This window comes from Glycomyces sp. NPDC049804 (assembly GCF_040674615.1).
GTDB classification, from domain to species: Bacteria; Actinomycetota; Actinomycetes; order Mycobacteriales; family Micromonosporaceae; genus Glycomyces; species Glycomyces niveus.
Window position 1 is genome coordinate 401,105 of the sequence record NZ_JBFAMQ010000001.1, and the last position, 25,632, is coordinate 426,736.

The window sequence follows — 25,632 nt, forward strand, 5'->3', positions numbered from 1 at the left end:
CTCATGCGGCCCGCGCCGGGCCGGTAATGTCAGATCCTGTGACCCGGTCCTTGTCCGTCTTCAAGCGGCTGCTCGTGGGCGAGCCGTTCGCCTCCGGGCAGCAGCCGCCCTCCCTCGCGCTGTCCAAGCGGTACGCGATCCCCCTGCTCGCGGTCAACCCCATCTCCTCGCTCGCATACGCCCCCGAGCAGGTCTTCCTCGTCCTCGGCACCGCCGGGACGGCCGCCTACGCGTACTCGGTGTGGACGGGCCTGGCCGTCGCCGCCGTCATGGTCACCGTCATCGCCTCCTACCGGTACACCGTGCAGGCCTACCCCGGCGGCGGCGGGGACTACCGGGTCGTCGCCGCGAACTTCGGCCCCGGCGCGGGCCGCCTCACCGCCGCCGCGCTGGTCCTCGACTACATCCTCACCGTCGCCGTCTCGGTCTCCGCCGCCGTCGCCGCGCTCAATGTGGTCCTGCCCGGCCTCGACCCGTGGCGCGAGTGGGTCGCGGCCGCCGCGATCGTGGTCCTGGCGGCCGTCAACCTGCGCGGCCTGCGGGTCTCGGGCCGCTTCGCCGCCGGCGTCACGGTCGCGTTCGTCGCCGGCGTGGCCGCGCTCCTCATCGTCGGCTTCGTGCGCATCGGCGCGGGCGACGACCTCGCCGCCGCCTCCGCCGAGACCGCCACCGCCGAGGACCGCGAGTGGACCTCGGCGGCCCTGTTCATCCTGTGCGCCAGGGCTTTGGCGGCCGGATCGGTGGCCGTGACCGGCATCGAGACGTTCACGACCCGCGTCCGCTTCTTCCGGCCTCCGCGCGGCCGCAACGCCGCCGCAGCGATCACCTCGGTCGGCGGCGCGACCGTCGCGCTCTTCGTCGGCCTCGTGGTCCTCGCCTACCTCTTCGGTGCCCGGTCCGACACCGGGCCGGGCCCGGCCGGGTACCTCCAGCACCCGCTGCTCGCGCAGCTCGCCGACACCGCCTTCGACGCCTCGCCCGCGGCCGTCACCCCGATCATGCTCGCCACCGCCGGCGTCCTCCTCCTCGCCGCGAACACCGCGTTCGTCGGGTTCCCGCAGCTCGCCTCGGTCTTCGCGGAGGACTCGCTGCTGCCGCGCCAGCTCCACAAGCGCGGCGACCGCCTCGTCTACTCCAACGGCATCCTCATCCTCGCCGTCGCCGCCGCGCTCCTGGTGATCCTCTTCGGCGGCCGCACCTTCGAACTCATGGGCCTGTACATCGTCGGCGTCTTCCTGTCGATGGTCCTCGCCAACGCCGCCATGGTCCGGCACTGGCGGCGCGTCCTCGGCGTCGAACGCGACGCCGCCCGCCGCTCCCGCGCGAGCCGCGCCCTCGCCACCGCGATGCTCGCGGCCGTCGCGTGCGCCGTCGTGCTCGTGGTCGTGGCCCTCACCGACTACCGGCGCGGCGGCTGGATCGCCGTGCTCATCATCGGCGGCTGCTACCTGCTCATGCGCTTCATCGCCCAGCACTACACGGCGGTGCGCGACGAGGTCGAGCTGCCGCCGGGCAAACCGCGCCTGCCCGCCCGCAGCCACGCGATCGTGCTCGTCTCCAGCGTCAACCTGCCGCTCATGCGGATGCTCTCCTACGCCAAGGCGACCCGGCCGGACACCATCACCGGCCTCTCGGTGAACGTCGACGCCGCCGCGTCCCGCCACCTCCTCGCCGAATGGGAGCGGCGCGCCATCAAGGTGCCGCTCACCGTCGTCGACTCCCCGTACCGCGAGATCACCGGCCCGATCGTCGACTACGTCAAGGCCCTGCGCCGCGACGCGCCCCGCGACGTCGTCACCGTCTACCTGCCCGAATACGTGGTCGGGCAGGGGCCGCAGCCCGGGCGCCTCGCCCGCGGCTACTTCAACTGGTCCACGAACCTGCTCCACAACCAGACCACCAAGGCGATCCGCCGCCAGCTCAAGTACGAGCCGGGCGTCATGATCTGCATCGTGCCCTGGATCCTCGGCGAGAGCACCGAGCCGCCGCCCCTCAGACGCGTCCGCAGATGAGCACTGTCGCAGATGGCGAGGCGCCCGTCACCTGTACCCTGACGTGCGGCCCGCCGAGCCCGGCGCCGCAGAGCAACCCGTGAGGATGAGGACGATGATCGTCACCGTAGAAGACGTCGCCGCCGGAGGCCACTGCGTCGCCAGAGTCGACGGCGAGGTGTACTTCGTCCGCCACGCCCTCCCCGGCGAGACCGTCCGCATCGAAGTGGGCGAGCGCAAGAAGCGGTTCGCGTTCGCCGACGCCGTGGAGATCATCGAGGCCTCGCCCGACCGCGTCGAACTCCCCTGCCCCTACGCCGGACCCGGCAAGTGCGGCGGCTGCGACTTCCAGCACGCCGCCCCCGCCGCCCAGCGCCGCCTCAAGGCCCGCGTCCTCACCGACCAGCTCACCCGCATCGGCGGCGTCGACCCCGCCAAGCTCGAAGGCGTCGAAGTCGAGGAACTGCCCTGGGAGGAGGGCGCGCTCGGCTGGCGCACCCGCATGCAGTACGCCGTCGACGACGCCGGCCGCCCCGGCCTGCGCCGCCACAAGTCCCACGACCTCATCCACATCGACCGGTGCGCCATCGCCACCGAGCGCATCCGCGAATCCGACCTCCTCGCCAAGCGCTGGGAGGGCATGGGCGCCGTCGGCGTCGTCGACTCGAACGACGACGAGCTCGCCGTCTACACCCAGCTGCGCCGCACCGCCCGCCCGCACCACAAGAGCGGCCCCAAACTCGTGCACCAGAACGTCGGCGAGCACGAATTCGAGCTCGGCTTCGACGGCTTCTGGCAGGTCCACCCGGCCGCCGCGCCCACCTTCCTCGCCTGCGCCCTCGACTTCCTCGACCCGCGGGAGGGCGAGGCCGCGTGGGACCTGTACGCCGGGGCCGGGCTCTTCGCCGCCGGGCTCGCCGCCGCCGTCGGCGACACCGGACGGGTCATGGCCATCGAGAACGCGCCGTCCTCGCGCACCGCCGCGAACCTCGCGCCGTACCAGAACGCCGGCGCGCTCGAGAGCGACGTCGCCTCGATCATCCCCGACCTCGGCTCGATCGACCTCGTCGTGCTCGACCCGCCGCGCAGCGGCGCCGGGCCCGAAGTGGTCGTGGCCCTGGGCGAAGCGCGGCCGCGCGCGATCTGCTACGTGGCCTGCGACGCGGGCGCGCTCGCCCGCGACGCCAAGGACCTCGCGATCGAAGGCTACGAGCTCACCCGCATCCGCGCCTTCGACGCGTTCCCGATGACCCAGCACTTCGAGACGATCGCGCTGTTCGAACCCGTCTACCGCTGACCGGGGGCCGCGTCATCGCGGGCGTTGCGATAACTTGATCACCGCACCCCGACCTTCTCCTCGGAGCCGATCGATGACCAACCCTCCCTACGCGACCGGGCCTGAACCGCAGCCGCAGCACGCGCCCGGCGCACCGTCCTTCCAGTACCGGCCGCACGACCCGTACGGGACGTTCGCGGCCGGGCAGCCGACCGGACCGGTGCTCCCGCCCGCGCCCACGTTCTGGCAGCGCTGGGGGATCCTGCCCTTGGAGGGCCGCCCCAAGCAGGTCACGTGGATGCTCCAGCTGCTGTGGGTCTACTTCGCCGCCGCCGTGCTGCTCACGGTGGTGTCGCTGGCGTTCTCGGCCCTGCTCGCGTCGTTCCTCGACTCCGCGGCCGGGATCGTGCTCACCCTCGTCTTCAGCGCGATCGTCCTCGCTGCCGTGATCGTCCTCATCTGGGCGGTCGCACGGGAGCGCTTGGGCCGCTTCGGGTTCCAGGACCCGCGCGCCGTGTTCTACATCGGACTGGGCCTCCTCGGCCTCAACGCGGTGTGCGGCTTCATCGGCGTGGTCAAGGTGCCCTTCGCCATCGTCCAGCTCCTCGCCGTCCTGTGCGTGCTCGGCCTGGTCTTCAGCAAGCCGGTCGCCGCCTGGCTCCGCCTGCCCGGCAACCAGTCCGCCAAGAACGAGGAGCCGCAGGCCGGCCCCGACGACCACGTCTTCCCCGGCTACCAGCCGCCGCCTCCCCAGTGGAGGGACGCCGCGCCGCAGCCGGGCCTGGCCCCGCCGCCCGCGGCCGGCGGGCACCAGCCGCCGGCCCAGCCCGGCCCTCGGGCCGCGAACCCCGGCTGGCCCCAGCCGCCGCAGTAGCACCGAAGCGGCTCAGTCGCAGCCGCACCCGCAGCAGTCGCCGTCGCAAGGGCAGCAGTCGCAGCAGTCGCAGTCGCGGCAGCAGCCCTCGCGGCGCCGCCGCGACCACGGGCCCTCGTACTCCTCGCGGCAGCACATCTGGCACGTGCAGCACAGCACCGTGAACGCGCAGAGCCCCGCGAAGAAGTTCCGCGGCTCAGGCCGGTAGTAGGCGTGGTCGTAGCGGCTGCGGCGCTCGTAGCGGCGCTCCTTGCGGTAGTCGCGCCGCTCCCGGTACCCGCGCCGCTCGGCCGCCGGGGGCCGGTGGGTCGAGCACGACGACCCGAACGTCTTCGAGAACGCATGGCGCGCATACCGGTCCAGCAGCAGCTCCGTCAGCGTCGCGTCCACGATCCGCGCGGACTGCAAGGCCCGCTTCATGTCCGCGAGCGCCCCGCGCGCCAGCGAGCGCGCGTCCTCGATCCCCGAACCGGTGGCGGCCAGCGGGTTCCACGCCCCGCGCTCGGCGTCCTCCTCGAAGTCGTCGGCCGCGTCGAGCAGGTGCGCCAGTCGGCCGAACGCCGCTCCGGCGGTGCGGAACGCCTCGGTGTTCTCCGGCCGGCCGCCCAGGTGCGCCGCGTGCGCGAACAGCGCGGCCGTGGCCGACTCGGTCGGCGCGGTCACGGCCGTGAGCGGCGTCCCGAGCCCCGCGTCGGCCTCGGCGCCGCGCTGGCCCTCGATGGCCGCGAACAGCGGCGCGGTGTCCAGACCGATCGAGCCGCTGATCGCCGTCGCCTTGGCGCGCAAGCGGTCCGCGGTCAGGCCCGCGATGCCGCGCGCGCCCGGCCGGGCGGCGAGGCCGTCGCCGTCCTCCACGTGGTCGCGGATCTTCGCGGACGCGAGGAGCAGCGAGGCGGTTGCGGCGAGGCGGGGGCCCTCGCCGGTGGCGACGCGCTGGCGGCGCATGCCGCGCAGGGCGCACGGCCCGGCGTCGCGGCTGTCGGCGTCGTCGCCCTGCTGGGCTTCGACGAGCACGGAGAGGGCGAGGGCGTCGTAGTTGGTGGTGAGCCGGGCGAAATGGCCCGCGTCGTCGCGGAGTTCGAGGCAGAGGCCGCAGAAGTGCCCCATCCAGCGTGGTTTGAGATCGTCGGGGGTGCGGGAGGGGCAGGGCGCGAGCATGCCGAACAAGTGGTCTCCTAGCGCTCGGCGGCGGGCCGGGGGTGAGCGCGGTCCGCCGCTGGGTGCGAATCGGTATGCGCGGATGGTATCGGTGCGGCGCAATGCGGTGGGTACGCCGTCCAGGCCCGGGCGGTGCGGCGGCGCGGCGTGACGCGACCGCCGAGGACGGGTCGGCGGTCGCGTGCGGGAGGCATCAAGGCTGTCGGGCGCTCGGCGAGGGGGGCGGCCCGCGAAGCGCACTGACATATTAGCAGTTTCGCATGGATCCCGTGGGTGTTTCGGCGGCTCACGCGGGCGCGCCACCGGCCCGGTACGACGTGTCCTGCCTGGTCAGACCGAGAGGACGGCGGGGGGCCGGTGCCGCCCCCCGCCGTCCCCGCCTAGGCGACCCGCTTCAGGTTCCAGCGCTGCTGGACCCCGCCGGTGTCGGTCCATTGGATGCCGAGGCCGCCGTTCGCCTCGCCGTTGCCGTTGTCGAGGGCCTTGCCCGAGTGCTGGCACACGAGCTTGACGGCCCCGCCGCCCACGTCGGTGATGCGCCACCGCTGCGGCGCGCCCCCGTTGTCGGTCCACTGCACGACCTTGCCGCCGTCGCCGGTCAGCGAGCAGTTGTCGAGCGCCTTGCCGGAGTGGAGGTTCACCAGCTTGTGGTAGCCGCTGCCGACGTCGGTGACCCGCCACCGCTGCCAGTTCCCGCCGTTGTCCGCCCACTGCATCACCTGGGCGCCCTCGGTGGTGACCGAGCCGTTGTCGAGGCACTTCCCGGATCGCTCGGCCATGAGCGTGTACACGCCGCCGGAGACGACCGCCGGGGTCGGCCGGGTGTGGGCGAGCGTGCCGAACCCGAGGGTGTCGAACCCGCCCGAGGTGGTGCCGTAGTCCCCGCCGCCGCCTTCGGCGCGCACCAGGGCCGCCATGCGCGCGACGTTCGGCATCCGCAGCCCGCGCCTGACGCTGTAGTGGTGGTAGACCATCTCCCACACCGGCCGCAGCTGGCCGCGCCCGCCCGAGCCCATCGCGGTCTGCTCGCTGTACGCGCAGCTCTGGCCGGTGCCCCAGGTGTACTTGGTGAACGGCAGGTCGTCGTAGCCGAGGTTGTAGCGCGCCACGTACTCGGCGGCCTTGGCGAACGCGAGGTCGCGGGCCGAGTAGAGGTCGATGCCCTGGTTCCAGGCCATCTCCATGAAGCTCGACATGAGCCCGATGCCCATGATCGAGTGCCCCTGGTCGCGCCCGGACTCCTGCCACTGCGCGAGGAACCCGCTGTGCACGAACGGGATCGCGTTGTGGATCGAGCCGTTGCCCTCGCCGTTCCAGAAGTAGTCGACGGCCCGGTCGATGAGCGCGCCGTCGTCGCAGACGATGCCGATCGACAGGATGCTGCACATGTTGCACAGGTCCCAGTTCGCCCAGTAGTTGGTGATGCAGGCGTCGTTGTGGTCGGCGAGGAAGTGCTCGTTCATGGGCAGGAAGACGCTCGTCATCATGTCCTGGAACGCGCCCAGGTCGAATCCGGGCGCGCCGCGCACGAGGTCGGCGGCGCAGCAGAACTGGTACCCGTAGATCCCGGCCGCCAGGAACCGGTCGGCGTTGCCGGTTACGACCTCCAATGTGGATGACCAGGCGTTGAGGATCTGGACGGCCTTGTCGCGGTGGGCCGTGTCGCCGGAGACGCGCCAGCGCAGCGCGTTCTGGTACGCGGCGTGGATGTCGTTGTAGAGCTGCGGGTAGTTCTGGCCGTCGCCGCCGCGGATGATGGTGGCGGTGGGCCGGGCGGTCCACGTGGACTGGGCGTGGCCGTTGGCGATGAGCCGCTCCCAGCCGCTGCGCCACGGCTCCTGGTCGGCGCTGACCCGCGCGTACATGCGGTCGATGTCGGCCTGGGTGTGCAGCATCCCGGGATGCACGGCCTGGACGCCGACGTCGGTCTGGGCCCGCGCGACCGCGGCGGTGCCGAAGGCGGCGAAGCCGCCCGCGGCCGCTGCGCCCTGGAAGAGGCGCCGGCGGGGGAGTGAAGGGCCGGTCGGGGCCGGGTTGTCAACGGATGTGGACGACATGGTGCTCCAATGCGCCATGCGGTGCGCGATGCCGGGGAATGCCACCGCTGCCTGCGGCATCCGGGCCGGGGAATCGGGTGCCGTACGCCATGTTAAACGAAATATAAACGTATTTCAATATGAACGGACGAAGTCGAGCCGGAACCCGGACCGCACTTCGGGCCCGGCCGGCGAGCCACGCCTGTCGCTCGCCGGCCCGGCCCGGGCCGCCGCCTGTGGGGACGGCGACCCGCACGCGCGGGCGAGAGCGGCGCTGGAGGTCGGCGAGTCCTCGTTCCTGCCGCGGGGCACGGCCCCGGCGCCACTCCCGCTCTGCGCGGTCCGCGGGGCCGCCTAAGCGACCAGTGCCGAGAACTCGTTCTTCCCCAGCCAGGCCGTCACGCCCGCCTGAACGTCGCCGCCGTGCTCCGAGAACACCGCGTTCTCCAGGTCCGCCAGCTGCTCGTCGCTCATCGCGAACGTGCCCAGCGCCTCCGCCACGTCCTTGAACTCCTCGCTGAACCCCAGGCGCGCCAACGTGTTGATCGTCTCGGCCTCGCCCAGCGTCACCTCCGGGTCGGCCAGGTTCTTCAAGTCGTACTTCGCATACGCCCAGTGCGGCTGCCACAGCGTCACCACGATCGGCTCCTCGGCCGCGATCGCGCTGTCGAGCTCGGTGAGCATCGCCGTCGTCGACGAGGTCTCCAACGTCAGGTCGGTGATGCCGTACGTCGGGACGGCGCTGTTCTGCACCGCCTCGGTCAGGCCCGCGCTGGCCTCGATGCCGACGATCCGGCCGCCGAACAGGTCCGCGTTCGCGTTGAGGTCGGCCAGCGACTCGACGTCCACATAGGCGGGAACGGCGACGGTGAGCGCCGCGTTCTCGTTCCAGGCGCCAAGCTGCTCGAGCCGGTCCCCGTAGGTCGCCATGTAGGTCTGGTGCGTGATCGGCAGCCAGCCGTCGAGGAACACGTCGAGGTCGCCCGAGGACAGTCCCTCGAACAACGGGCCGACCTCGGTGAACTCCTGGGCGGTGACGGTGTACCCCGAGGCCGTGAGCGCCTGGCGCCACAGCTCGGTGGCGACGACCGCCTCGTCCCAGTTGATGTAGCCGATCTTGATCTCGCCCTCGCCCTTCGCCAGGCCGAAGTCGACGCCTTCGGCCGCGGCGTCGCCGGGCTCCTCTTCCACCGAGCAGCCCGCGAGCACCAGCGGTGTCGCGACGCCGGTGGCCATGGCGCCCTTGATGATCGAACGTCGTTGCATGATTCCTTCTCTCCGGCGCGGGGGCGTGCGCCTGGTGTGCGGGGTGTTCGGGGGACTAGCGGGCGAGCTTCGCGGCCCGCGCCACCGGCGTGCGCTCGGACAGGCCCTGCGTCACGCGGTCGAGCAGGATCGCCAGGAGCACGACGGCGAGTCCGGCGTTGAACCCGGCGGCGATGTCCAAGCGGCCCAGGGACCCGGAGATGACCGAGCCGAGGCCTCCGCCGCCCACCAGGCCCGCGATGACCACCATGGACAGTGCGAGCATGATGACCTGGTTGAGCCCGGCCATGATCGTGGGCAGCGCGAGCGGCAGCTTGATGCGCGCGAGGATGCGCGCGGGCGAGGCGCCGAACGCCTGCCCAGCCTCGACGACCTCGGAGTCCACTTGGCGCAGGCCGAGTTCGGTGAGGCGCACGCCCGGCGGCATGGCGAAGATGATCGTGGCGATGATCCCGGGGACCACGCCCACGCTGAACAGCATCACGACCGGGATGAGGTACACGAACGCCGGCAGCGTCTGCATGAAGTCGAGCACCGGCCGCGCGATCGCCGAGAACGCCCTGCTCTCGGCCGCGGCGACGCCCAGCGGCACCGCCAGGAGGATCGCGATCGCGGCCGAGACGAGGACCATCGAGAGCGTCTGCATCGTCTGCTCCCAGTACGGGGTCCACGCGACGACGAACATGCCCAGGCCGATGCCGACGCCGAGCTTCCAGCCCTTCGCGGCCCACGCGGCCGCGGCGAACAGCAGCACCATGACCCCCGAAGGAAGCCAGAGCAGTCCGTCGGCGAGGTGCGCGTAGAGGAACTCGAGCCCGGTGTCGACGGCGTCGAACCCGGCGGCCCACGCGTCCCGCGCCCAGCGGATGAACGACTCCATCCAGTCGCCGAACGGCATGTCGGGCAGGGGCTTCCAGACGTAGGTCCAGAACCAGTTGCGGAGGTATTCGATCATGCGGGCTGGCGCTCCTCTGCCGTGTCGCCGGCGGGGTGCGACAGCGACTTGATGATGGACCGGGGCGTGACGACCCCGAGCGGGTCGGCGTTGTCGTCCACGACCAGCAAGGGGGCCTTGGAGTTCAGGACCGGCTGGTAGAGCTCGGTCACGGGAACGTCCGATTCGACCTGCGGGAACTCGCTGGTGTCGCGGCCCGCGCACGGCTCCATGACGGCCTCGGCGGTGAGCACGCGGGTGCGGTCGACGTCGGCGGTGAACTCGGCGACGTACTCGTCGGCCGGGCGCAGGAGGATGTCCTCGGCGGTGCCCAGCTGCTTCACCTGGCCGTCGCAGATGGCGATCCGGTCGCCGATCCGCATGGCCTCGTTGAGGTCGTGGGTGATGAAGACGATGGTCTTGCCGAGCTTCGACTGCAGGTCGAGCAGCTGGTCCTGCATCTCCTGGCGGATGAGCGGGTCCAGGGCGCTGAAGGCCTCGTCCATGAGCAGGATCTCGGTGTCGGCCGCGAGCGCGCGGGCCAGGCCGACCCGCTGCCTCATGCCGCCGGAGAGCTGGGCGGGGAGCTTGTCCTCGTGGCCGGTCAGGCCCACGAGCTCGACGGCCTCCCTTGCGCGCTCCAGCCGCTCGGTCTTGCTGAGGCCCTTGATCTCCAGGCCGAACGCGACATTCTCGACGACGCTGCGGTGGGGCAGCAGCGCGAAGTGCTGGAAGACCATGCTGATCTTCTCGCGGCGCAGGCGGCGCAGCTCCCGGTTGGAGAGCGAACCGAGCTCGACGCCGCCGATGCGGATCGTGCCGGACGTGGGCTTGATGAGCCCGTTGAGCATCCGGATGAGCGTCGACTTGCCGGAACCGGAGAGGCCCATGACGACGAAGATCTCGCCGGGCTCGATCGACCAGTTGTGGTCGATCACCGCGGCCGTCACGTGCTTGGCCAGCTGGTCGCGCGGGGTGCCGCTCTTCAGCTGGGCGACGGCGCTTCGGGCGCCTTTGCCGAAGACCTTGTACAGGGAATCGACTGCTATCGCTGACATCTCGTCCTTTCGCAGCAGGGGGCTGTGCCGCCGGGCGGGTGGGGCGGGGGAACCGGTGAAACACTAGTCAACACCTGTGCTTTTTCAACCCGAGCAATGCGTGAGAAGGTCAACACGAGACGTGCGAGCGCGACGTTTTCGCAGCTCATCGCCTTGACATGGTATGTCTAATGAAGGCTGGTTTGATTGTCGACAATCTGACGTTCTGAAGAATTGACACCATCGGGTGACCAAACTGAGGCCTAACCGTGACCGTTCGGGCCGATGGGCGGGGCCCGTGTCAGAGCCGCGCCGCCCTCGCCCGCGCCGTCATGACCGCCAGGTCCGTCTCGCTCAGACCCAGCGCCCGCGCCTTGTCGTACTCGCCCGCGATGTCGGTGCCCATCCGCATCGGCGAGTCGGTGCCCAGCACGACCGCCATGCCCGCCTCCAGGAACCGGGGGAGCGGGTGGTCCTCGAGCTTCGCGACCATGCCCAGGACCACGGCCGAGGTCAGGCACACCTCGACGGTCACGCCGCGGTCGGCCAGCAGCCGCATGATCCCCGGGTCGCTCGCCGCGCCCACGGCGTGCCCGATCCGGCCGATCTGCTCGATCTCGGCGAGCTGCGCCAGGTTCGAGGCGTTGAACGCCCCCGCCGGGACCGTCACGCCCAGGCCTGCCGCCCCCGCCGCCTCGGCCACGATCCGGCCCCGCGTCCAGTCCGCTTCGGCCGCATAGGGAACGTAGATGATCTCGATGCCCGCCAGGCCCGCCGCCGCCGCGTCCGCGAACGCGTCGCACAGCTCCCGCAGCATCGGGTCCCACAGGTTCATGCTCAGCACCGCGCCGGCCTCGAACCCCGGGTGCGCCGCGGCGACCCGCTCGCAGGCCGCCGTGAACCGCTCCATGAACTGCGGGTAGACCACCGACTCCTGCGGCAACCGCAGCTCGGTGTAGGCCGCGCCGCCGCGCGCGGCCGCGATGAGGGCATCCTCCAGGATGCTTTCGTAGACGTCCGGGGCGACCGCGTCGAGGTCGAAGCGCGGCACGGCCGACATGCGCTGGAGCCGCGCCAGTCCGGGCGGGGCGGCGGACTGGACGCTCTGGCGCCGGCCGGCCCAGTCCACCGGGTTGGAGCTCAACACCTGGTCGAGGCGCGCGGGCCATTCCGTGTTCTGGTGCAGGTCGATGAGGTCCATGTTGGGATGATCACATTTCGATCACGGACCGGCCCGGCTTTTCGCACGGCGTGTCCTTTTCGGTGAGTGACAGCTATCCGACAGAAAGCGCCTGCGTCCCCCGTCCGGATGAAATCACGACGGATCCCACCGGGCCTCGGACGCCGCCGGCGGCGTCGCCGCCGATTGAGCGAACCGTGACATCGCTTCGCGTGCCGTGCCGCGCGGATCACGCCCGGCGCGGGCCCATGAGGCACATCCCAGCGCACTCGCGCAGCTACCGCCCGCACGGTGCCACCGATAGACTTCCCCCTTATGAACCCGCACGACGAACCCGAGATGGGCCCGCTGCTGTCCGGCATCGGCAGGCTGGCCGATTTCAAGTCGCTGGACGAGGACGAGCTCCCCCGGCTCGCCGAGGAGATCCGCGAATTCCTCGTCGGCGCCGTCGCCAGGACCGGCGGCCACATCGGCCCCAACCTCGGCGTCGTCGAGCTGACCATGGCCATCCACCGGGTCTTCGACTCCCCGCACGACCAGATCGTGTACGACACCGGGCACCAGTCGTACGTCCACAAGGCGCTGACCGGCCGCGCCTCCCAGTTCGGCGGCCTGCGCGGGCGCGGCGGCCTCACCGGCTACCCCAGCCAGGCCGAGTCCCCGCACGACCTCGTCGAGAACTCGCACGCCTCCACGGCCCTCTCCTACGCCGACGGCCTCGCGAAGGCCCACGCGCTCAGCGGATCCGACCGGCACGTCGTGGCCCTCGTCGGCGACGGCGCGCTCACCGGCGGCATGTGCTGGGAGGCCCTGAACAACATCGCGGCCCGCGACGACCTCAAGCTCGTCATCGTCGTCAACGACAACGGCCGCTCGTACGCGCCCACCGTCGGCGGCCTCGCCAAGCGCCTCTCCGGCCTGCGCCTCAACCCCGGCTACGAGCCCGCGCTCAAGAAGATCCAGGAGCTCGTCGAGCGCATCCCCGTCTTCGGCCGCGCCGCCTACCAGGGCCTGCACGCCGCCAAGACCGGCCTCAAGGACGCCCTCGCCCCGCAGGGCATGTTCTCGGACCTCGGCATCAAGTACGTCGGCCCCGTCGACGGCCACAACATCGCCGAGCTCAGCGAGGCCCTGGACCGCGCGAAGCGCTTCGGCGGCCCCGTGATCGTCCACGCCCTCACCGAGAAGGGCCACGGCTGGGCCCCCGCCCGCGCCGACGAGGCCGAGCAGATGCACGCCCCTTCCGCCGCTTTCGACCCCATCACGGGCGAGCCGATCGCCGCCTCGAAGCGCCGCTGGACCGGCGTGTTCGCCGACGAGCTGGTGGCGCAGGCGAACCTGCGGCCCGAGGTCGTGGCCATCACCGCCGCGATGCCCGGCCCGACCGGGGTCGACAAGCTCATGAAGCGCCATCCCGAGCGGGTCTTCGACGTCGGCATCGCCGAGCAGCACGCGGTCACTTCGGCTGCGGGCCTGGCGATGAACGGCATGCACCCGGTCGTGGCGGTCTACTCCACGTTCATGAACCGCGCGTTCGACCAGACGGTCCTCGACGTCGCCATGCACAGGCTGCCGGTCACGTTCGTGCTCGACCGCGCCGGGATCACCGGCCCCGACGGGCCGAGCCACTACGGCATCTGGGACACCTCGATCTTCCGGGTGGTGCCGGGCCTGCGCATCGCGGCGCCGCGCGACGCCGCGTCGCTGCGCGAGGAGCTGGCCGAGGCGCTCTCGGTCGACGACGGCCCGACGATGCTGCGCTTCCCGACCGGGGCCATCCCGGAGGCCGACATCGAGGCGGTCGATGTCCACGAAGGACTCGACGTGCTCGTCAAGCACGAGGACGACGAACTGCTCATCGTCGCCTGCGGCTCGTTCGCCGCGACCGCGGTCGCGGCCGCCGCTCTCCTTGCGGAGCAGGGCATCCGGGCCACAGTCGTCGACCCGCGCTGGATCTCGCCGGTCCCTGACGCGCTTGTGAAGCTCGCTGGGCAGTACCCGCTGGTGGCGACGCTCGAGGACGGCATCCGCACCGGCGGCTTCGGCGACGCGCTCGCGCAGTCCCTGCGCGACTCCGGCGACGAGACCCCGCTGGTGGACTTCGCCGTCGAACGCGGCTGGCACCCCCATGGCACCCGCGCCCAGCTCCTCGCCGATCTCGGCCTCACCCCGGAGGCGATCGCCGAACGTCTCGCCGCCGAAGTCCACCGTCGCGGCGAAGCCGAAGCCCACCACCACCACTGAGACCCGAAGCGGCCGGTCCTGGTCGCGGCGGAGTGCCGCGCCCCCGGCGCGTTTCACTCGTTCGGGTGACAATCCGGCCGCCGGGACCGGTTCTTGTCGTACCCGGGCGGGACGATGGCCGCTACAGTCTTCTCCCCTCCAGCGGCGGGTGGGGGGTTGGGGACGGTAGACGCGCGAAGCGGCCGGTCCCGCAGGACCGGCCGCTTTTCACTCGCCTCTTACCGCATCGCCTTCAAGGAGTCGCGGATGCGGCGCAGGTCGCGGCGGCGGCGTTCGAAGGTGGCGCCCACGGTGATGAGGATGGCGCCGCCGATGGCGGGCGGGATCCACACCGGGATGCGGCCGCCCAGCAGCGTCAGCTCATTGATCGTCATGACCGCCAAGGCGATCGAGCCGAGCACCAGCGGCGCCTGCCACCGCCGCGCGAGCCCGGCGATGATGACCGCGATCGCGGCGGCGCCGACGCCGACGCGCCGGACCTCTTCGCCCCCTTCGATCGCCGTGATCAGGCTCGGCGCGATGCCGACGAGGATCGGCAGTGCGAGCGTCGACCACGATCCCGTCTCGGGCCGCCGCTCGAGCCGCCACAGTCCGATGAGGAACAGGACCGCGGCGGGCGGGGCGGTGTAGAACTCGAGCGTGCCGACCTCGAGCGCGATGAGCATCGACCACCAGCCGAGCGTGCCGGTGCACAGGGACGCGATCACATAGCCCCACTTGCGGACCGGGGCCATGATCGCCGCCCCGGCGAGGGCGAGCGCGTAGATCCCGAACTGCGCGGCGGGGATGAGCTCGCCGTGGGCGTCCGAGGTCCAGTCGAAGATCTCGCCGAACCAGCCGAGCACCGCGCTGGTCCCGCCGAGCACGTGGGCGAGGACCGCCGCGAGCACCCGGTCGGGGCGGCTGCGGCGCGGGGCGCCGACGGCGATGACGAGCATCGAGGCGGCGGTGACGGTGAGCCACAGCGGAATCCAGCCGTCGCCGGGGTCGAGCGTGTCGCTGGCGTCCGCGGCCGCGCCGGCGAGCGGCGCCCACACGGCGACGGCGACCCAGCCGGAGCACCGGCCGGTGAGCGTGCGCGAGAACAGGGCCGCGGCCAGGCCGATCGCGCCGCACACCATGAGGGCGACGGTCGGCACCGCGTCGAAGCGGGCCGGGTCCTGGTCCCACCAGAGGATCGCGGCGGACTCGACCGCGAACGTCAAGGCGAGCGCGATCGCGTCGACCCTGAACCGGCGCGGCAGGAGCACGGTGGCGAACGCGAAGGCCACCAGCACGATCGGGACTTCGGCGTCGTACAGCGGCCAGCCGAAGTCGCTGCCCCAGAACAGGTAGCCGAGGCCGCCGAGGGCCACCAGCGAGGTGACCAGGGCGGTGCCGGTGCCGACGACGAGCGACGCGGAGCGGAACGCGCTGCCGAGCGGTTCGGCGAGCACGGGGGCGAGCAGGCGGGCGGCGAGGAACGCCGCGAAGTACGCGCTCAGGTCGGGGGCGTCGAAGGCGACGGTGGCGAACACGGCCACCGCGGCGAGCCCGGCGGTCACGGCCGTGCTGAACGCCCATGCGCTCCGGCGGGACTCGGGTGTGACGAACGGGAGGAAGCCGGCGGCGAAGAGCGCGAGCGACGGGATGACGAGCTCGGGCGAGCCGGACCGGGCCGCGAGGACCCACGCGCACAGGACGAGCGAGGCGGCGGCCGATCCGGCGATGAGCATGGTGTTGAGGGTGACGCCGAGGCGGCGGGCGAGGTAGACGCCGACGAGGTTGGCGGCGGCCAGGGCCGCGACGGCGGCCGCGATCGCCGGGACCACGGGGTCGGCGACGCCGAAGGCCGCGCGCAGCCCCGCGGAGCAGGCGGCGATGACGGCGGCGCAGGTGAGGAGCCGCCCGGCCCACAGGTCCGACTTCGCGTAATGGCCGGGCTGCTTCCCGGTGATCCAGGAGGCCGCTCCGAGGGTGGCGGCGATGGCGAGCATGAGGACGACGGCCGTGCCGATGCTCCCGGCGGCGGCGTACGAGGCGCCGATGAGCGCGAGCGGCAGCATGGCCCAGCTGGTCGCCGTCAGGCGCGCGGCGGCGCGGTAGGCGGTGAGCACCACGAGCACTCCGGCCGTCCATGCCCCCACCGTCTCGGGGCCGAAGTCGGCGCCGGGCGGCCGGTAGAGGTAGTACCCGGCGAGCGTGGTGCACCAGAGCGCCAGGGAGGCGAGGGCCGCGAAGGTCTCGGCGGTCGCCCACAGGCGGTAGCGCTTGAGCGCGAAGGGGACGGCGAGGAGCAGCAGTGTGACGCCGCCGAGGACGGCGGCGCGTCCGCTGTTGCCCATGTTCCGCCAGGCGACGGCGGTGAAGATGATGAGCGCGGCGGCCACGAGGAGCCCGCCGAGGCTGAGGAGCACGGTCTGGACGGTCTTGGAGCGGACCTCGCCGCGTTCGCGGGCGGGCGGGAACGCCCCGGCGGGCGGCGTGTGCGCGGCCGGTCCCTGCGGGAGCACCGGGTAGGGCGGCAGCGGTGTCGACGGCGCCACCCGCGGGGCGCCGCCCGCCGGCGTGACGGGACCGGCCTGCGGCCCCGTGACGGGCGGGGCCAACGGGCCGGTGACCGGCCCGTCCGGCGTCTGCGGCGCCGGGCTCGGGACGGCGGGGGCGGGCGACTGGGCGGCCTGGCGTTCGGCTTCGGCGAGGTGGCGGGCGGCGACCTGCGTGAGCCCTTGCAGCACGTCGACGCGCTCGGCCTCGACGGCCGCGCGGCTCTTGAGGGTCACGGGCATCGCCGCCAGGACCGCGTCGAGCTCCCCGAGCCGCGCGAGCAGCGGCTCGGGTCCGCGGCCGCAGACCGGGCACCGGTCGGCCGTGGAAGGGCTGCCGCAGCGGGGGCAGTTGTACGTGTTCATGTGCACAGTGTGCAAGTCCTGTCAACTTCGGTTCAGGGCAAAACGGACGCGTTTTGTAGGACCGCCACAACGGGCATTGCATTCTGGCCCCGCATCCGAGGTCATTCTTTCAGGAATCCTCTAAACGGATCACTCGGAGACGACCGAAGGCCCCGTGTCGCGGACGCGGGGCCTTCGGGCGGGGACGGACAGAGGAACGGGGCCCCGCTCGCAGCAGCGGGACCCCGTTCCATCGGGAGGAGGGAAAAGTGCTAGTGCCGCTCCATCAGCTGGCGCTGTTGTAAGCGTCGATGATGTCGTAGGCCAGGCCCTCCCACTGGGCGTAGTAGTCCGGGAAGGCCGAGACCTGCACGGCCTGGGCGGCCGAGGCGATCGACATGCTCTGCCAGCCGTCGACGTCGGCGAGGGTGTTGTAGAACTTGCTCGCGGAGGTCGCGGGGTCCATCAGCTCTTCGATGGAGCCCCAGCCCATGGAGGTGCGCTGCTGGAACAGGCCGACCGAGTCGTGGTCGGAGTAGGTGACCTCGGAGTCGGTGTAGTCGAAGCTCTCCGGGACGGCCTCGGAGGCGGCGTTGTAGAGCTTCGCCTCCTGCATCGCGGTGGCGAGGGCGACGGCCCAGCCCTGCTCGTCGAAGCCGAGCTCCTTGCCGGTCTCGATGATGGTGACCGCGTTGGCCTCCTGCTCGTCGTCGAGGTCGCCGACCTCGATGTCGACGGGCCCGGTGGGCTCCTTCTCGGGCTCCGGCGCGGCCGGCTCCTCGGCGGGGGCCTCTTCGGTGGTCGCCTCGGGGACCGGTTCCTTGATGGCGGGGGATTTGGTGGTCGCGGGGGCCTTGGTGGCGACGGGGGCCTCGGTCGTCCCGGCGGGGGCTTCGGCGGCGATCTCGGTGACGGGCACCTGCTCGCCGCTGTTGCTGATGGCCCATGCTGCGGTGGCGCCGGAGACGGTGAAGACGGCTGCCGCGGTGCCGACGACGGCGAGGCGGCGGACGCGGTGGTGCTCGCCCTCGCTGCCGGTGAAGAATCTGCTCGACCGCTCGGACATTCCGGCCGCGGCGCTCCGGACCGAACCGGTCACGCCTTCGATGATCTTGCGAATTTGCACTGGGCAACCGTAGGGGGACGGAAAGCCAGGTCTAAGCCGCTCGGTTCCGCGTTTTCCGAAGGAGCCGCGGGGTAACCGGCCAGTAATATGCGCCCACGGCAAATGCCCGGTACCGACTCTATCGCGGTATGTGTGCGGGCACATCCGACGTGCCCCCGGGTCCCCTCCGGACACGGGACGAGCCCCGGCTCAGCCTTTCGGACGAGTCGGGGCTCGGCGCAAAGATAATGTGACCGCGCTCACCTAAGCGTTCGCCGCGAACGGCGATCCCGACACGGCGGCCGAAATCCCCTCGCGGTCCAGGTAGGGCGTCAGCCCGCCCAGCCAGAACGGGAAACCCGCCCCCATGATCATCGCCAGGTCCACCTGCTTCGGCGACGGCACCACGCCCTCGTCGAGCATGAACCTGACCTCCTCGGCCAGGCCCTTGAGCACCCGCTCCTTGACCTCCGCGGCCGAGGACGCCTCGCCGCCCAGCTCGATCAGGCCCTTCGCCTCGTCGGTCAGGCGCCCCTTGCCCTTCGCCGAAGCGTCGAACACGGGGAAGTCCGCCTCCGCCATGCGCCGCAGGTTCTGCGACGCCGGGAACCGCGGCCCCAGGTCCTCGTTCAGGTGCTGGCACAGGTGCCAGGCCACCCGCAGGCCCACGAGCTCCAGCAGCGCGAACGGCCGCATCGGCAGCCCCAGCTCGTCGAGCGCCACGTCCGCGACCTCGATCGGCGTACCCGCGTCCACCGCGCCCGTGACCTCGGCCAGCATCCGGCCCAGCAGGCGGTTCACGATGAACGCCGGCCGGTCCGCCGAGCCCACCGCGGTCTTCTTCAGCTTCTTCGCCACGGCGTACGCCGTCGCCAGCGTCGCGTCGTCGGTCTTGTCGGTCGCGATGACCTCGACCAGCGGCATGACCGCCACCGGGTTGAAGAAGTGCATGCCCACCAGGCGCTCCGGCCGCGACAGCTTCGAGCCCATCGCCGTGATCGACAGCCCCGAGGTGTTGGTGACCAGCAGGCACTCCTCCGAGACGATCGGCTCGATCTCGGCGAACACCGCCTGCTTGACGCCCAGCTCCTCGAAGACCGCCTCGATCACCAGGTCGCAGTCCGCGTACACGGACTTGTCCGCGCTCGCCGACACCAGCGACCGCAGCTTCGCGGCCTTCAGCCTGGACGCGCGGCCCTTCGCCTCGAGCTTGTCGATCTCGGCCCGCACATAGGCGAGGCCCTTCTGGGCCCGCTCCTCGTCCAGGTCCGTCATCACCACGGGCACCTCGAGGCGGCGCGCGAACATGAGCGCGATCTGCCCGGCCATGAGCCCGGCCCCGACCACGCCGACCTTGCCGATCTCCTTCGCCAGCCCCGGGCTCGGCGCGCCCTCAGGGCGCTTGCCGAGGGCCCGGACCAGGTTGAACGCGTAGATGCTCGCCTGGAACTGCGGCCCCGCCTCCAGATCGGCCAGCGCCTCGTCCTCGGCGAGCGAGCCCTCCTCGAACGTGGCGGTCTGCGCCAGCTCCAGCAGGTCGAGCGCCCGCACGGCCGCGGCCGAAGCATTGTGGACCTTCTCGTCCACCAGCTGCCGCGCCCCCGCGATCACCGCCGGCCACACCGAGCGGTCGATCTCCGGGCGCTCCACGGCGGTCTCGCCCGTGGCGACCTTGACGGCCCACTCGAGCGACTCCTCCAGGAAGTCCGCGGACTCGAACTGCGCGTCGGCGATGCCCATCGGCACGAGGTCCGTGCCGCGCAGCATCTTGTTCTGGTTCAACGGGTTCCCGACGATGACCTGCGCGGCCTTCTCGACCCCGATGAGGTTCGGCAGGATCTGCGAGCCGCCCCAGCCGGGGATGAGCCCGATGGAGACCTCGGGCAGGCCCAGGCCGTTCGCGCTGGCGGCGACGGTGCGGTAGTGGCAGTGCAGCGCCAGTTCGAAGCCGCCGCCGAGGGCGACGCCGTTGATGAACGCGAACGTGGGGACCGCGGAGTCCTTGAGCCGCTTGTAGACCGCGTGTCCGGCCTGCGCCAGGGCCAGGCCCTGCTCGCGGGACTTGAGGTTCGGCATGAGCTTGATGTCGGCCCCGGCCAGGAAGATGAACGGCTTCCCGGTCACGGCGATCAGCTTGACGTCCGCCTCGGCCTCGACCTCGTCCAGGGCGAGCCACAGGTTCTTGAGGCCGCCGGGCCCGAAGGAGCTGGGCTTGGTGTGGTCGTAGCCGTTGTCGAGCGTGATGAGCGCGGCCTTGCCGCCGAGCCCGCGGGGCTCCAGGTAGCGGACGTGGGCCTCGGTGACGACCTCTTCCTCGAAGTCGGGAAGGTCGAGCGGAGTCGCGTACATTACTTGGCCCCCTTGAAGTTCGGGTTCTCCCAGATGACCGTGCCGCCCTGGCCGAGGCCGACGCACATGGTGGTGATGCCGTAGCGCACCTCGGGGTGCACGGCGAACTCGCGGGCGAGCTGCGTCATGAGGCGCACGCCGGAGGAGGCGAGCGGGTGGCCCATGGCGATCGCGCCGCCCCACGGGTTGACGCGCGGGTCGTCGTCGGCGATCTTGAAGTGGTCGAGGAAGGCCAGGACCTGGACGGCGAAGGCCTCGTTGATCTCGAACAGGCCGATGTCGTCGATGGAGAGCCCGGCGCGCGCGAGGGCCTTCTCGGTGGCGGGGATCGGACCCGAGCCCATGGTCTCGGGGTCGACGCCGGCGAAGGCGAAGCCGATCATCTTCATGGCGACCGGGAGGCCGAGTTCGGCGGCGGTCTCGGCGTCGGCCAGGAGGCACGCGGTGGCGCCGTCGGTGAGCGGCGCGGAGGTGCCGGCGGTGACGCGGCCGTGCGGGCGGAACGGCGTCCGCAGGCCGGCGAGGCCTTCCAGGGTGGTCCCCGGGCGCGGCAGCTCGTCGGCGGTGGCGACGGTCCAGCCGTCGTCGGTGGAGCGCGCGGCCATGGTGGTGACGTCGGCGCTCAGGCGCTCCACGGCGGCGGCGTACCGCTGCTGGGTGCCCACGGCGTAGGCGTCGGCCCGCTCCTTGGTGATGTGCGGGTAGAGGTCGTGCAGGTTCTCGGCCGTGTTGCCCATGTTGAGCGCCTCGGGGTCGACCAGCTTCTCGGCGATGATGCGCGGGTTGGGGTCCACGCCTTCGCCCATCGGGTGGTTCGACATCGACTCGACGCCGCCGGCGATGGCGATGTCGTACTGGCGGGCGGCGATCGCGGAGGACACGCTGGTCACCGCGGTCATCGCGCCCGCGCACATGCGGTCGATGGAGTAGCCGGGGACGGACTTCGGGAGTCCGGCCAGGAGCGCGGCGGTGCGGCCGAGCGTGAGGCCCTGGTCCCCGATCTGCGTGGTGGCCGCGAGGGCCACTTCGTCGACCCGCTCAGGCGGCAGCCCCGGGTTGCGGCGCAGCAGCGACCTGATGCAGCGGATGATCATGTCGTCGGCGCGGGTCTCTTCGAAGAGTTTGCCCGCCTTGCCGAACGGGGTCCGTACCCCGTCGACGAAGACGACATCGCGGATGGTGTCGTTCACGCCAGCCCCTCCTTTGGGTATGCAGCGTCGTTGTTGAGAGTGCAACGTCACAACGAATGTTACCCGCAAGTAAGTTCGATGTCACTGCCCCACCCAGCCTAGTGCCGAAGCGGCGGCGAACCGTGCATGAACGCAGGTGGCGGGCACGCCGAACGGCCCGCTCGCGAGCGGGCCGGCAGAGCGGGGGATCAGGCCTCGAGGGCCTTGGCGAGGCCTTCGGCGAGGAGGTCCACCTGCCAGGCGCGGGCGCCGCCTTCGGTGAGGACGGTGCGGACGTGCTTCTCGGTGACCTTCTTCGGGGGCTCCCAGGCCAGGCCGCGCACGAGCGCGGGGGCGATGAGGTTCTCGGCGGGGAGGTTGTGCTGCTCGGCGGCCACGGCGACGACCTCGCGGGCGGCGGCGAGGCGCTCGGCCGCGACCGGGTCGCGGTCGGCCCAGCGGTGCGTCGCGGGCGGGCCGTCCTGGGGCGGGGTCGTGGACGGCAGCTCGTCGTTCGGGACCAGGCGCGCGTCGGCGAGGGCCGCGAGCCACAGCCGCGCGTTCGTGCGCCCGCCGCGCCGCCGGAACCCGGGCAGGCTCATCAGCTCCGCGAAGTCGGTCGGGTCGGCGGTGGCGGCCTCGACGATCGCCGCGTCCGGCAGGACCTTGCCCGGGGCGCGGTCGAGCTTGCGGGCCAGGTTGTCCCGGGCCTCCCACACCGCGCGCACCCGGCCGAGGGCCTTCGCGCCGCGCACCTTGTGGATGCCGGAGGTGCGCCGCCACGGCTCCTTGCGCGGCTTCGGTGGGCCGGCCAGTCGCACGTGCTCGAACTCGGCGTCCGCCCACACGGCCTTGCCCTGCTTGGCGAGCTCGGCCGCGAGCTTGCCGCGCAGCTCGATGAGCAGCTCAACGTCGAGCGCGGCGTAGACGAGCCAGTCGTGGGGGAGCGGGCGCGAGGACCAGTCGGCCGCCGAGTGCTGCTTCTCCAGGCGGTACCCGAGCAGCTGCTCGGTGATCGAAGCGAGCCCGACCTTCTCGAAGTTGCACAGGCGCGCGGCCAGCTCGGTGTCGAACAGCTTCGTCGGCCGCAGCTCGAGCTCCTCCAGGCACGGCAGGTCCTGGCTGGCGGCGTGCAGGATCCACTCGGGGCCGGTGAGCGCGCGGCGCAGCGGCCCGAGGTCCTCGATCGGGATGGGGTCGACCAGGACCGAGCCGGCGCCCGCGCGGCGCAGCTGGATCAGGTACGCCCGGCCCGAGTAGCGGAAGCCGGAGGCGCGCTCGGTGTCGATCGCGATGGGACCGGACCCGGCCTCGAGGCGCGCGGCGGCCTCGGCGAGTTCGCCGGAGGTCTGGATGAGCGGCGGCATGCCTTCACGCGGCTCGGTGAGGAGTTCGGCTTCGGTCTCGGGCTGGGGATCGGTCACACGTTCACCGTACGGCCAGGTAACCTGCGCGCGCTACTGCCCCGCCGCGCTGGAGACCGATTTCCACCCGATAGTGGGCTAATCGCCCTATTTGCCCTCCATGATGGACGGCCGCGGGACGGGTGCCCCGCCACACCCCGCGTTCGAGTGCGGGGCACATCGCAGCCGGACGCCACCGAACGCGACCCCTCCGGTGCGGGCCACATCGCACTCGCCGCTGCGGGCGGGCGTGCGGTCGGCGTGAAAGGATTGCCCCGTGTCCAACGCAGCAGCGGTTCCCACAGCGTCCCCGTTCCTCGCGGCCTGCCGCGGCGAAGCGCCGGCCCACACGCCCGTCTGGTTCATGCGCCAGGCGGGGCGCTCGCTCCCCGAGTACAAGCAGGTCCGCGAAGGCACCACCATGCTCGAGGCCTGCAGCACCCCCGAGCTCGTCACCGAGATCACCATGCAGCCGGTCCGCCGCTACGGCGTGGACGCCGCGATCTTCTTCTCCGACATCGTCGTGCCCCTCGCCGCCATCGGCGTCGACGTCAAGATCGTCCCCGGCGTCGGCCCCGTCGTCGCCGAGCCCTTCCGCACCGAGGACGACGTCAAGCGCCTGCGCAACCTCGACCCCTGCGACGTCCCCTACATCACCGAGGCCATCGGCCTGCTCGTCAAGGAACTCGGCGACACCCCGCTCATCGGCTTCGCCGGCGCGCCCTTCACGCTCGCCTCCTACCTCATCGAGGGCGGCCCCAGCCGCGACCACGCGAAGACCAAGGCGCTCATGAAGTCCCGGCCTGAGATCTGGCACGGCATCGCCTCCCGCCTCGCCGCCATCTGCGGCGAGTTCCTCCGCGTCCAGGTCGAGGCCGGCGCGCAGGCCGTGCAGCTCTTCGACTCCTGGGCCGGGGCGCTCTCCGAGGCCGACTACCGCCGCTTCGCGCTGCCGCACTCCACCGCCGCCCTCATGGGTGTCGCGCAGTCCGTGCCGCGCATCCACTTCGGCGTCGGCACCGGCCACCTCCTCGAAGCGATGACCGAGACCGGCGCCGAAGTCCTCGGGATCGACTACCGCATCCCCCTCGACAGTGTTACAAGAAGATTCGCCGCGAAGCGCCTGCCGGACAAGGTCCTCCAAGGCAACCTCGACCCGGCAATGCTTTTCGCCGAGGACGACGCCCTCATCGCCGAGACCGACGCCGTGCTCGAAGCCGCCAAGGGCGCCAAGGGCCACATCTTCAACCTCGGCCACGGCGTCCTCCCCGAGACCGACCCCGCCAAGCTCAAGCTCGTCGTCGACCACGTGCACGAGGTCACCGCCCGATGAGCCCCATGACGCCCGCCCGCGTGACGGGCACGCCCGGCCGCACCCGGGTCCTCATCGTCGGCGGCGGCATCACCGGCCTCGCCGCCGCGCACCGCCTCCGCGACCTCCTCGGCCCCGACGCCGAGATCATCGTCGCCGAGCAGGCGATGCGCCTGGGCGGCAAGATCCACACCGTCGACTTCGCCGGACGCCCGGTCGAGACCGGCGCCGAATCGCTCCTCGCCGCCCGGCCCGAGGCCATCGCGCTGGCCGAGGCCGTCGGCCTGGGCGACGCGCTCGTCTACCCCTCCGACGCCAAGCCCGCCTTGAGCATCGGGGGCGAACTCCTCGACTTCCCGGCCGGGCACATGATGGGCATCCCCGGCGACCCGGCCGATGTCGCCGCCATCGCGAACGCCAAGGAACGCCCCGACAACGGCCTCCCGATCCTCGAAGCGGGCGGGGACATCTCCGTCGGCGCGCTGGTCCGCTCGCGCCTCGGCGACGAAGTGCTCGACCGGCTCGTCGCCCCGATGCTCGGCGGCGTCTACGCCGGCGACGTCGACCGGCTCTCCGTGCGCGCCGTCATGCCCCAGCTCGCCGCCGCGCTCGAACGCCATGCGCGCCTTACCGATGCGGTGAACGAGATCAAGCGGCCGGCGAGCGAGGCCCCCCGCACGCCCGTGTTCGCGACGGTCGACGGCGGCCTCGAGCGGCTCGTCACCGCCACCTCCGCCACGGCCCGCGCCGAAGTGCGCCTCGGCATGACCGTGCGCGAACTCCGCCAGACCCCCTACGGCTGGGAGGTCATCGCCGGACCGGTGCCCGATCCGATCAAGATCACCGCCGACGCGGTGATCCTCGCCGTGCCCGCGTCCCCGGCCGCCGTGCTCCTGCGCGCCGTCGAACCCCAGGCCGCCGCCGCCCTCTCGGGCGTCGCCTACGCCTCGGTCGCCTTGGCCGCCTTCGCATTCGACAAGGTCGACCTGCCCGAGCGCTCCGGGTTCCTCACCCCCGCATCGGAAGGCAAGACCGTCAAGGCCGCCACCTTCGCCAGCAAGAAATGGCCGCACCTGGGACGCCGCCGCCAGATCGTGCGCGTCTCCATGGGCCGCCTCGGCGAGGAGGCCCTGCTCCAGTACGACGACGCCACCCTCGCCAAGACCGCCCTGCGCGAACTCGGCGAGCACCTCGGCCAGCGCCTGCCCGAACCCGTCGAGCAGCGCATCGACCGCTGGGGCGGCGCCCTCCCGCAGTACGCGCCGGGCCACGTCGCCCGCGTCGCCGCCGCCCGCGAAGCGCTCGCGGCGCACCCGAACATCGCCATCGCCGGCGCGGCCGTCGACGGCGTCGGCATCGCGGCGTGCATCGCGTCGGGCCAGAAGGCGGCCACTACCATCGCAGAACAGTTGACGCACTCGCACTAGA

17 protein-coding genes are annotated in these 25,632 nt (G+C 71.9%); 6 read left to right on the top strand and 11 right to left on the bottom strand.

Translation table 11 applies throughout. The features are described 5' to 3' along the window. The first annotated feature begins 38 nt into the window (after window positions 1–38). The 3 genes from AB0K52_RS01875 to AB0K52_RS01885 all read left to right on the top strand — a co-directional run bounded on the left by AB0K52_RS01875 (window position 39) and on the right by AB0K52_RS01885 (window position 4,141). Window positions 39–2,012: an APC family permease gene (locus tag AB0K52_RS01875; RefSeq protein WP_363524722.1), complete on the top strand. Its 1,974-nt coding sequence runs from the start codon at window positions 39–41 to the stop codon at window positions 2,010–2,012. A 94-nt stretch (window positions 2,013–2,106) separates the two neighbouring features. Continuing rightward, on the top strand, window positions 2,107–3,288 hold the full coding sequence (locus AB0K52_RS01880; RefSeq protein WP_363524725.1) for a TRAM domain-containing protein: 1,182 nt from the start codon (window positions 2,107–2,109) through the stop codon (window positions 3,286–3,288). A gap of 73 nt (window positions 3,289–3,361) precedes the next feature. Next, entirely contained in the window at window positions 3,362–4,141 is a 780-nt protein-coding gene (locus tag AB0K52_RS01885) for a hypothetical protein (RefSeq protein WP_363524728.1), read from the top strand. A 12-nt stretch (window positions 4,142–4,153) separates the two neighbouring features. Here AB0K52_RS01885 and AB0K52_RS01890 read toward each other — a convergent pair whose 3' ends face one another. The 6 genes from AB0K52_RS01890 to AB0K52_RS01915 form a co-directional block, all read right to left on the bottom strand. Beyond that, window positions 4,154–5,299, bottom strand: coding sequence for a DUF5685 family protein (locus tag AB0K52_RS01890; RefSeq protein WP_363525045.1), 1,146 nt, complete (start codon window positions 5,297–5,299; stop codon window positions 4,154–4,156). Window positions 5,300–5,679: 380 nt separating this feature from the next. Beyond that, entirely contained in the window at window positions 5,680–7,356 is a 1,677-nt protein-coding gene (locus AB0K52_RS01895; protein WP_363524731.1) for an RICIN domain-containing protein, read from the bottom strand. Window positions 7,357–7,689: 333 nt separating this feature from the next. Next, a complete protein-coding gene (locus tag AB0K52_RS01900) occupies window positions 7,690–8,601 on the bottom strand; it encodes a glycine betaine ABC transporter substrate-binding protein (protein WP_363524734.1) in 912 nt (303 codons plus the stop codon). A gap of 55 nt (window positions 8,602–8,656) precedes the next feature. Further along, complete coding sequence (locus tag AB0K52_RS01905; RefSeq protein WP_363524736.1) at window positions 8,657–9,556, bottom strand: ABC transporter permease subunit; 900 nt, start codon at window positions 9,554–9,556, stop codon at window positions 8,657–8,659. Continuing rightward, window positions 9,553–10,593, bottom strand: a complete 1,041-nt coding sequence (locus AB0K52_RS01910; protein WP_363524739.1) for a betaine/proline/choline family ABC transporter ATP-binding protein — start codon at window positions 10,591–10,593, stop codon at window positions 9,553–9,555. Before AB0K52_RS01910 ends, AB0K52_RS01905 begins: the two co-directional genes overlap by 4 nt. Window positions 10,594–10,873: 280 nt before the next feature. Then, complete coding sequence (locus tag AB0K52_RS01915) at window positions 10,874–11,773, bottom strand: hypothetical protein (RefSeq protein ID WP_363524741.1); 900 nt, start codon at window positions 11,771–11,773, stop codon at window positions 10,874–10,876. Window positions 11,774–12,091: 318 nt separating this feature from the next. Between AB0K52_RS01915 and dxs the strand changes: the two genes are divergently transcribed. Beyond that, a complete protein-coding gene (dxs, locus tag AB0K52_RS01920; protein WP_363525048.1) occupies window positions 12,092–13,996 on the top strand; it encodes a 1-deoxy-D-xylulose-5-phosphate synthase in 1,905 nt (634 codons plus the stop codon). A 218-nt stretch (window positions 13,997–14,214) separates the two neighbouring features. On the opposite strand, the gene AB0K52_RS01925 is transcribed toward dxs, so the two are convergent. The 5 genes from AB0K52_RS01925 to AB0K52_RS01945 form a co-directional block, all read right to left on the bottom strand. Then, window positions 14,215–16,887 carry a proline-rich domain-containing protein gene (locus AB0K52_RS01925; protein ID WP_363524744.1) on the bottom strand — a complete coding sequence of 891 codons (2,673 nt, stop codon included), beginning with the start codon at window positions 16,885–16,887 and terminating at the stop codon, window positions 14,215–14,217. Window positions 16,888–17,152: 265 nt separating this feature from the next. After that, complete coding sequence (locus tag AB0K52_RS01930; protein WP_363524747.1) at window positions 17,153–17,992, bottom strand: hypothetical protein; 840 nt, start codon at window positions 17,990–17,992, stop codon at window positions 17,153–17,155. A 243-nt stretch (window positions 17,993–18,235) separates the two neighbouring features. Further along, the gene (locus AB0K52_RS01935; RefSeq protein ID WP_363524750.1) at window positions 18,236–20,320 is read right to left on the bottom strand and encodes a 3-hydroxyacyl-CoA dehydrogenase NAD-binding domain-containing protein; all 2,085 of its coding nucleotides are present in this window, start codon (window positions 20,318–20,320) and stop codon (window positions 18,236–18,238) included. Continuing rightward, window positions 20,320–21,510 (bottom strand): thiolase family protein, encoded by a 1,191-nt coding sequence (locus AB0K52_RS01940; protein WP_363524753.1) that lies wholly within the window; start codon window positions 21,508–21,510, stop codon window positions 20,320–20,322. Before AB0K52_RS01940 ends, AB0K52_RS01935 begins: the two co-directional genes overlap by 1 nt. 188 nt (window positions 21,511–21,698) lie before the next feature. Next, the gene (locus AB0K52_RS01945; protein WP_363524756.1) at window positions 21,699–22,913 is read right to left on the bottom strand and encodes an HRDC domain-containing protein; all 1,215 of its coding nucleotides are present in this window, start codon (window positions 22,911–22,913) and stop codon (window positions 21,699–21,701) included. A 256-nt stretch (window positions 22,914–23,169) separates the two neighbouring features. Here AB0K52_RS01945 and hemE point away from each other — a divergent pair, with 256 nt between their 5' ends. After that, the gene (hemE, locus tag AB0K52_RS01950) at window positions 23,170–24,225 is read left to right on the top strand and encodes a uroporphyrinogen decarboxylase (RefSeq protein ID WP_363524759.1); all 1,056 of its coding nucleotides are present in this window, start codon (window positions 23,170–23,172) and stop codon (window positions 24,223–24,225) included. After that, window positions 24,222–25,631, top strand: coding sequence for a protoporphyrinogen oxidase (gene hemG, locus AB0K52_RS01955; RefSeq protein WP_363524761.1), 1,410 nt, complete (start codon window positions 24,222–24,224; stop codon window positions 25,629–25,631). The genes hemE and hemG overlap by 4 nt, the downstream gene beginning before the upstream one ends. The last annotated feature ends 1 nt before the right edge of the window (window position 25,632 follow it).

Coding starts and splice junctions, on each gene's coding strand:
- AB0K52_RS01925 (WP_363524744.1), bottom strand. CDS start 16,887: ATGAACACGTACAACTGCCCCCGCTGCGGCAGCCCTTCCACGGCCGAC.
- AB0K52_RS01880 (WP_363524725.1), top strand. CDS start 2,107: ATGATCGTCACCGTAGAAGACGTCGCCGCCGGAGGCCACTGCGTCGCC.
- dxs (WP_363525048.1), top strand. CDS start 12,092: ATGGGCCCGCTGCTGTCCGGCATCGGCAGGCTGGCCGATTTCAAGTCG.
- AB0K52_RS01915 (WP_363524741.1), bottom strand. CDS start 11,773: ATGGACCTCATCGACCTGCACCAGAACACGGAATGGCCCGCGCGCCTC.
- hemG (WP_363524761.1), top strand. CDS start 24,222: ATGAGCCCCATGACGCCCGCCCGCGTGACGGGCACGCCCGGCCGCACC.
- AB0K52_RS01910 (WP_363524739.1), bottom strand. CDS start 10,593: ATGTCAGCGATAGCAGTCGATTCCCTGTACAAGGTCTTCGGCAAAGGC.
- AB0K52_RS01895 (WP_363524731.1), bottom strand. CDS start 7,356: ATGTCGTCCACATCCGTTGACAACCCGGCCCCGACCGGCCCTTCACTC.
- AB0K52_RS01890 (WP_363525045.1), bottom strand. CDS start 5,299: ATGCTCGCGCCCTGCCCCTCCCGCACCCCCGACGATCTCAAACCACGC.
- AB0K52_RS01900 (WP_363524734.1), bottom strand. CDS start 8,601: ATGCAACGACGTTCGATCATCAAGGGCGCCATGGCCACCGGCGTCGCG.
- AB0K52_RS01905 (WP_363524736.1), bottom strand. CDS start 9,556: ATGATCGAATACCTCCGCAACTGGTTCTGGACCTACGTCTGGAAGCCC.
- AB0K52_RS01885 (WP_363524728.1), top strand. CDS start 3,362: ATGACCAACCCTCCCTACGCGACCGGGCCTGAACCGCAGCCGCAGCAC.
- AB0K52_RS01935 (WP_363524750.1), bottom strand. CDS start 20,320: ATGTACGCGACTCCGCTCGACCTTCCCGACTTCGAGGAAGAGGTCGTC.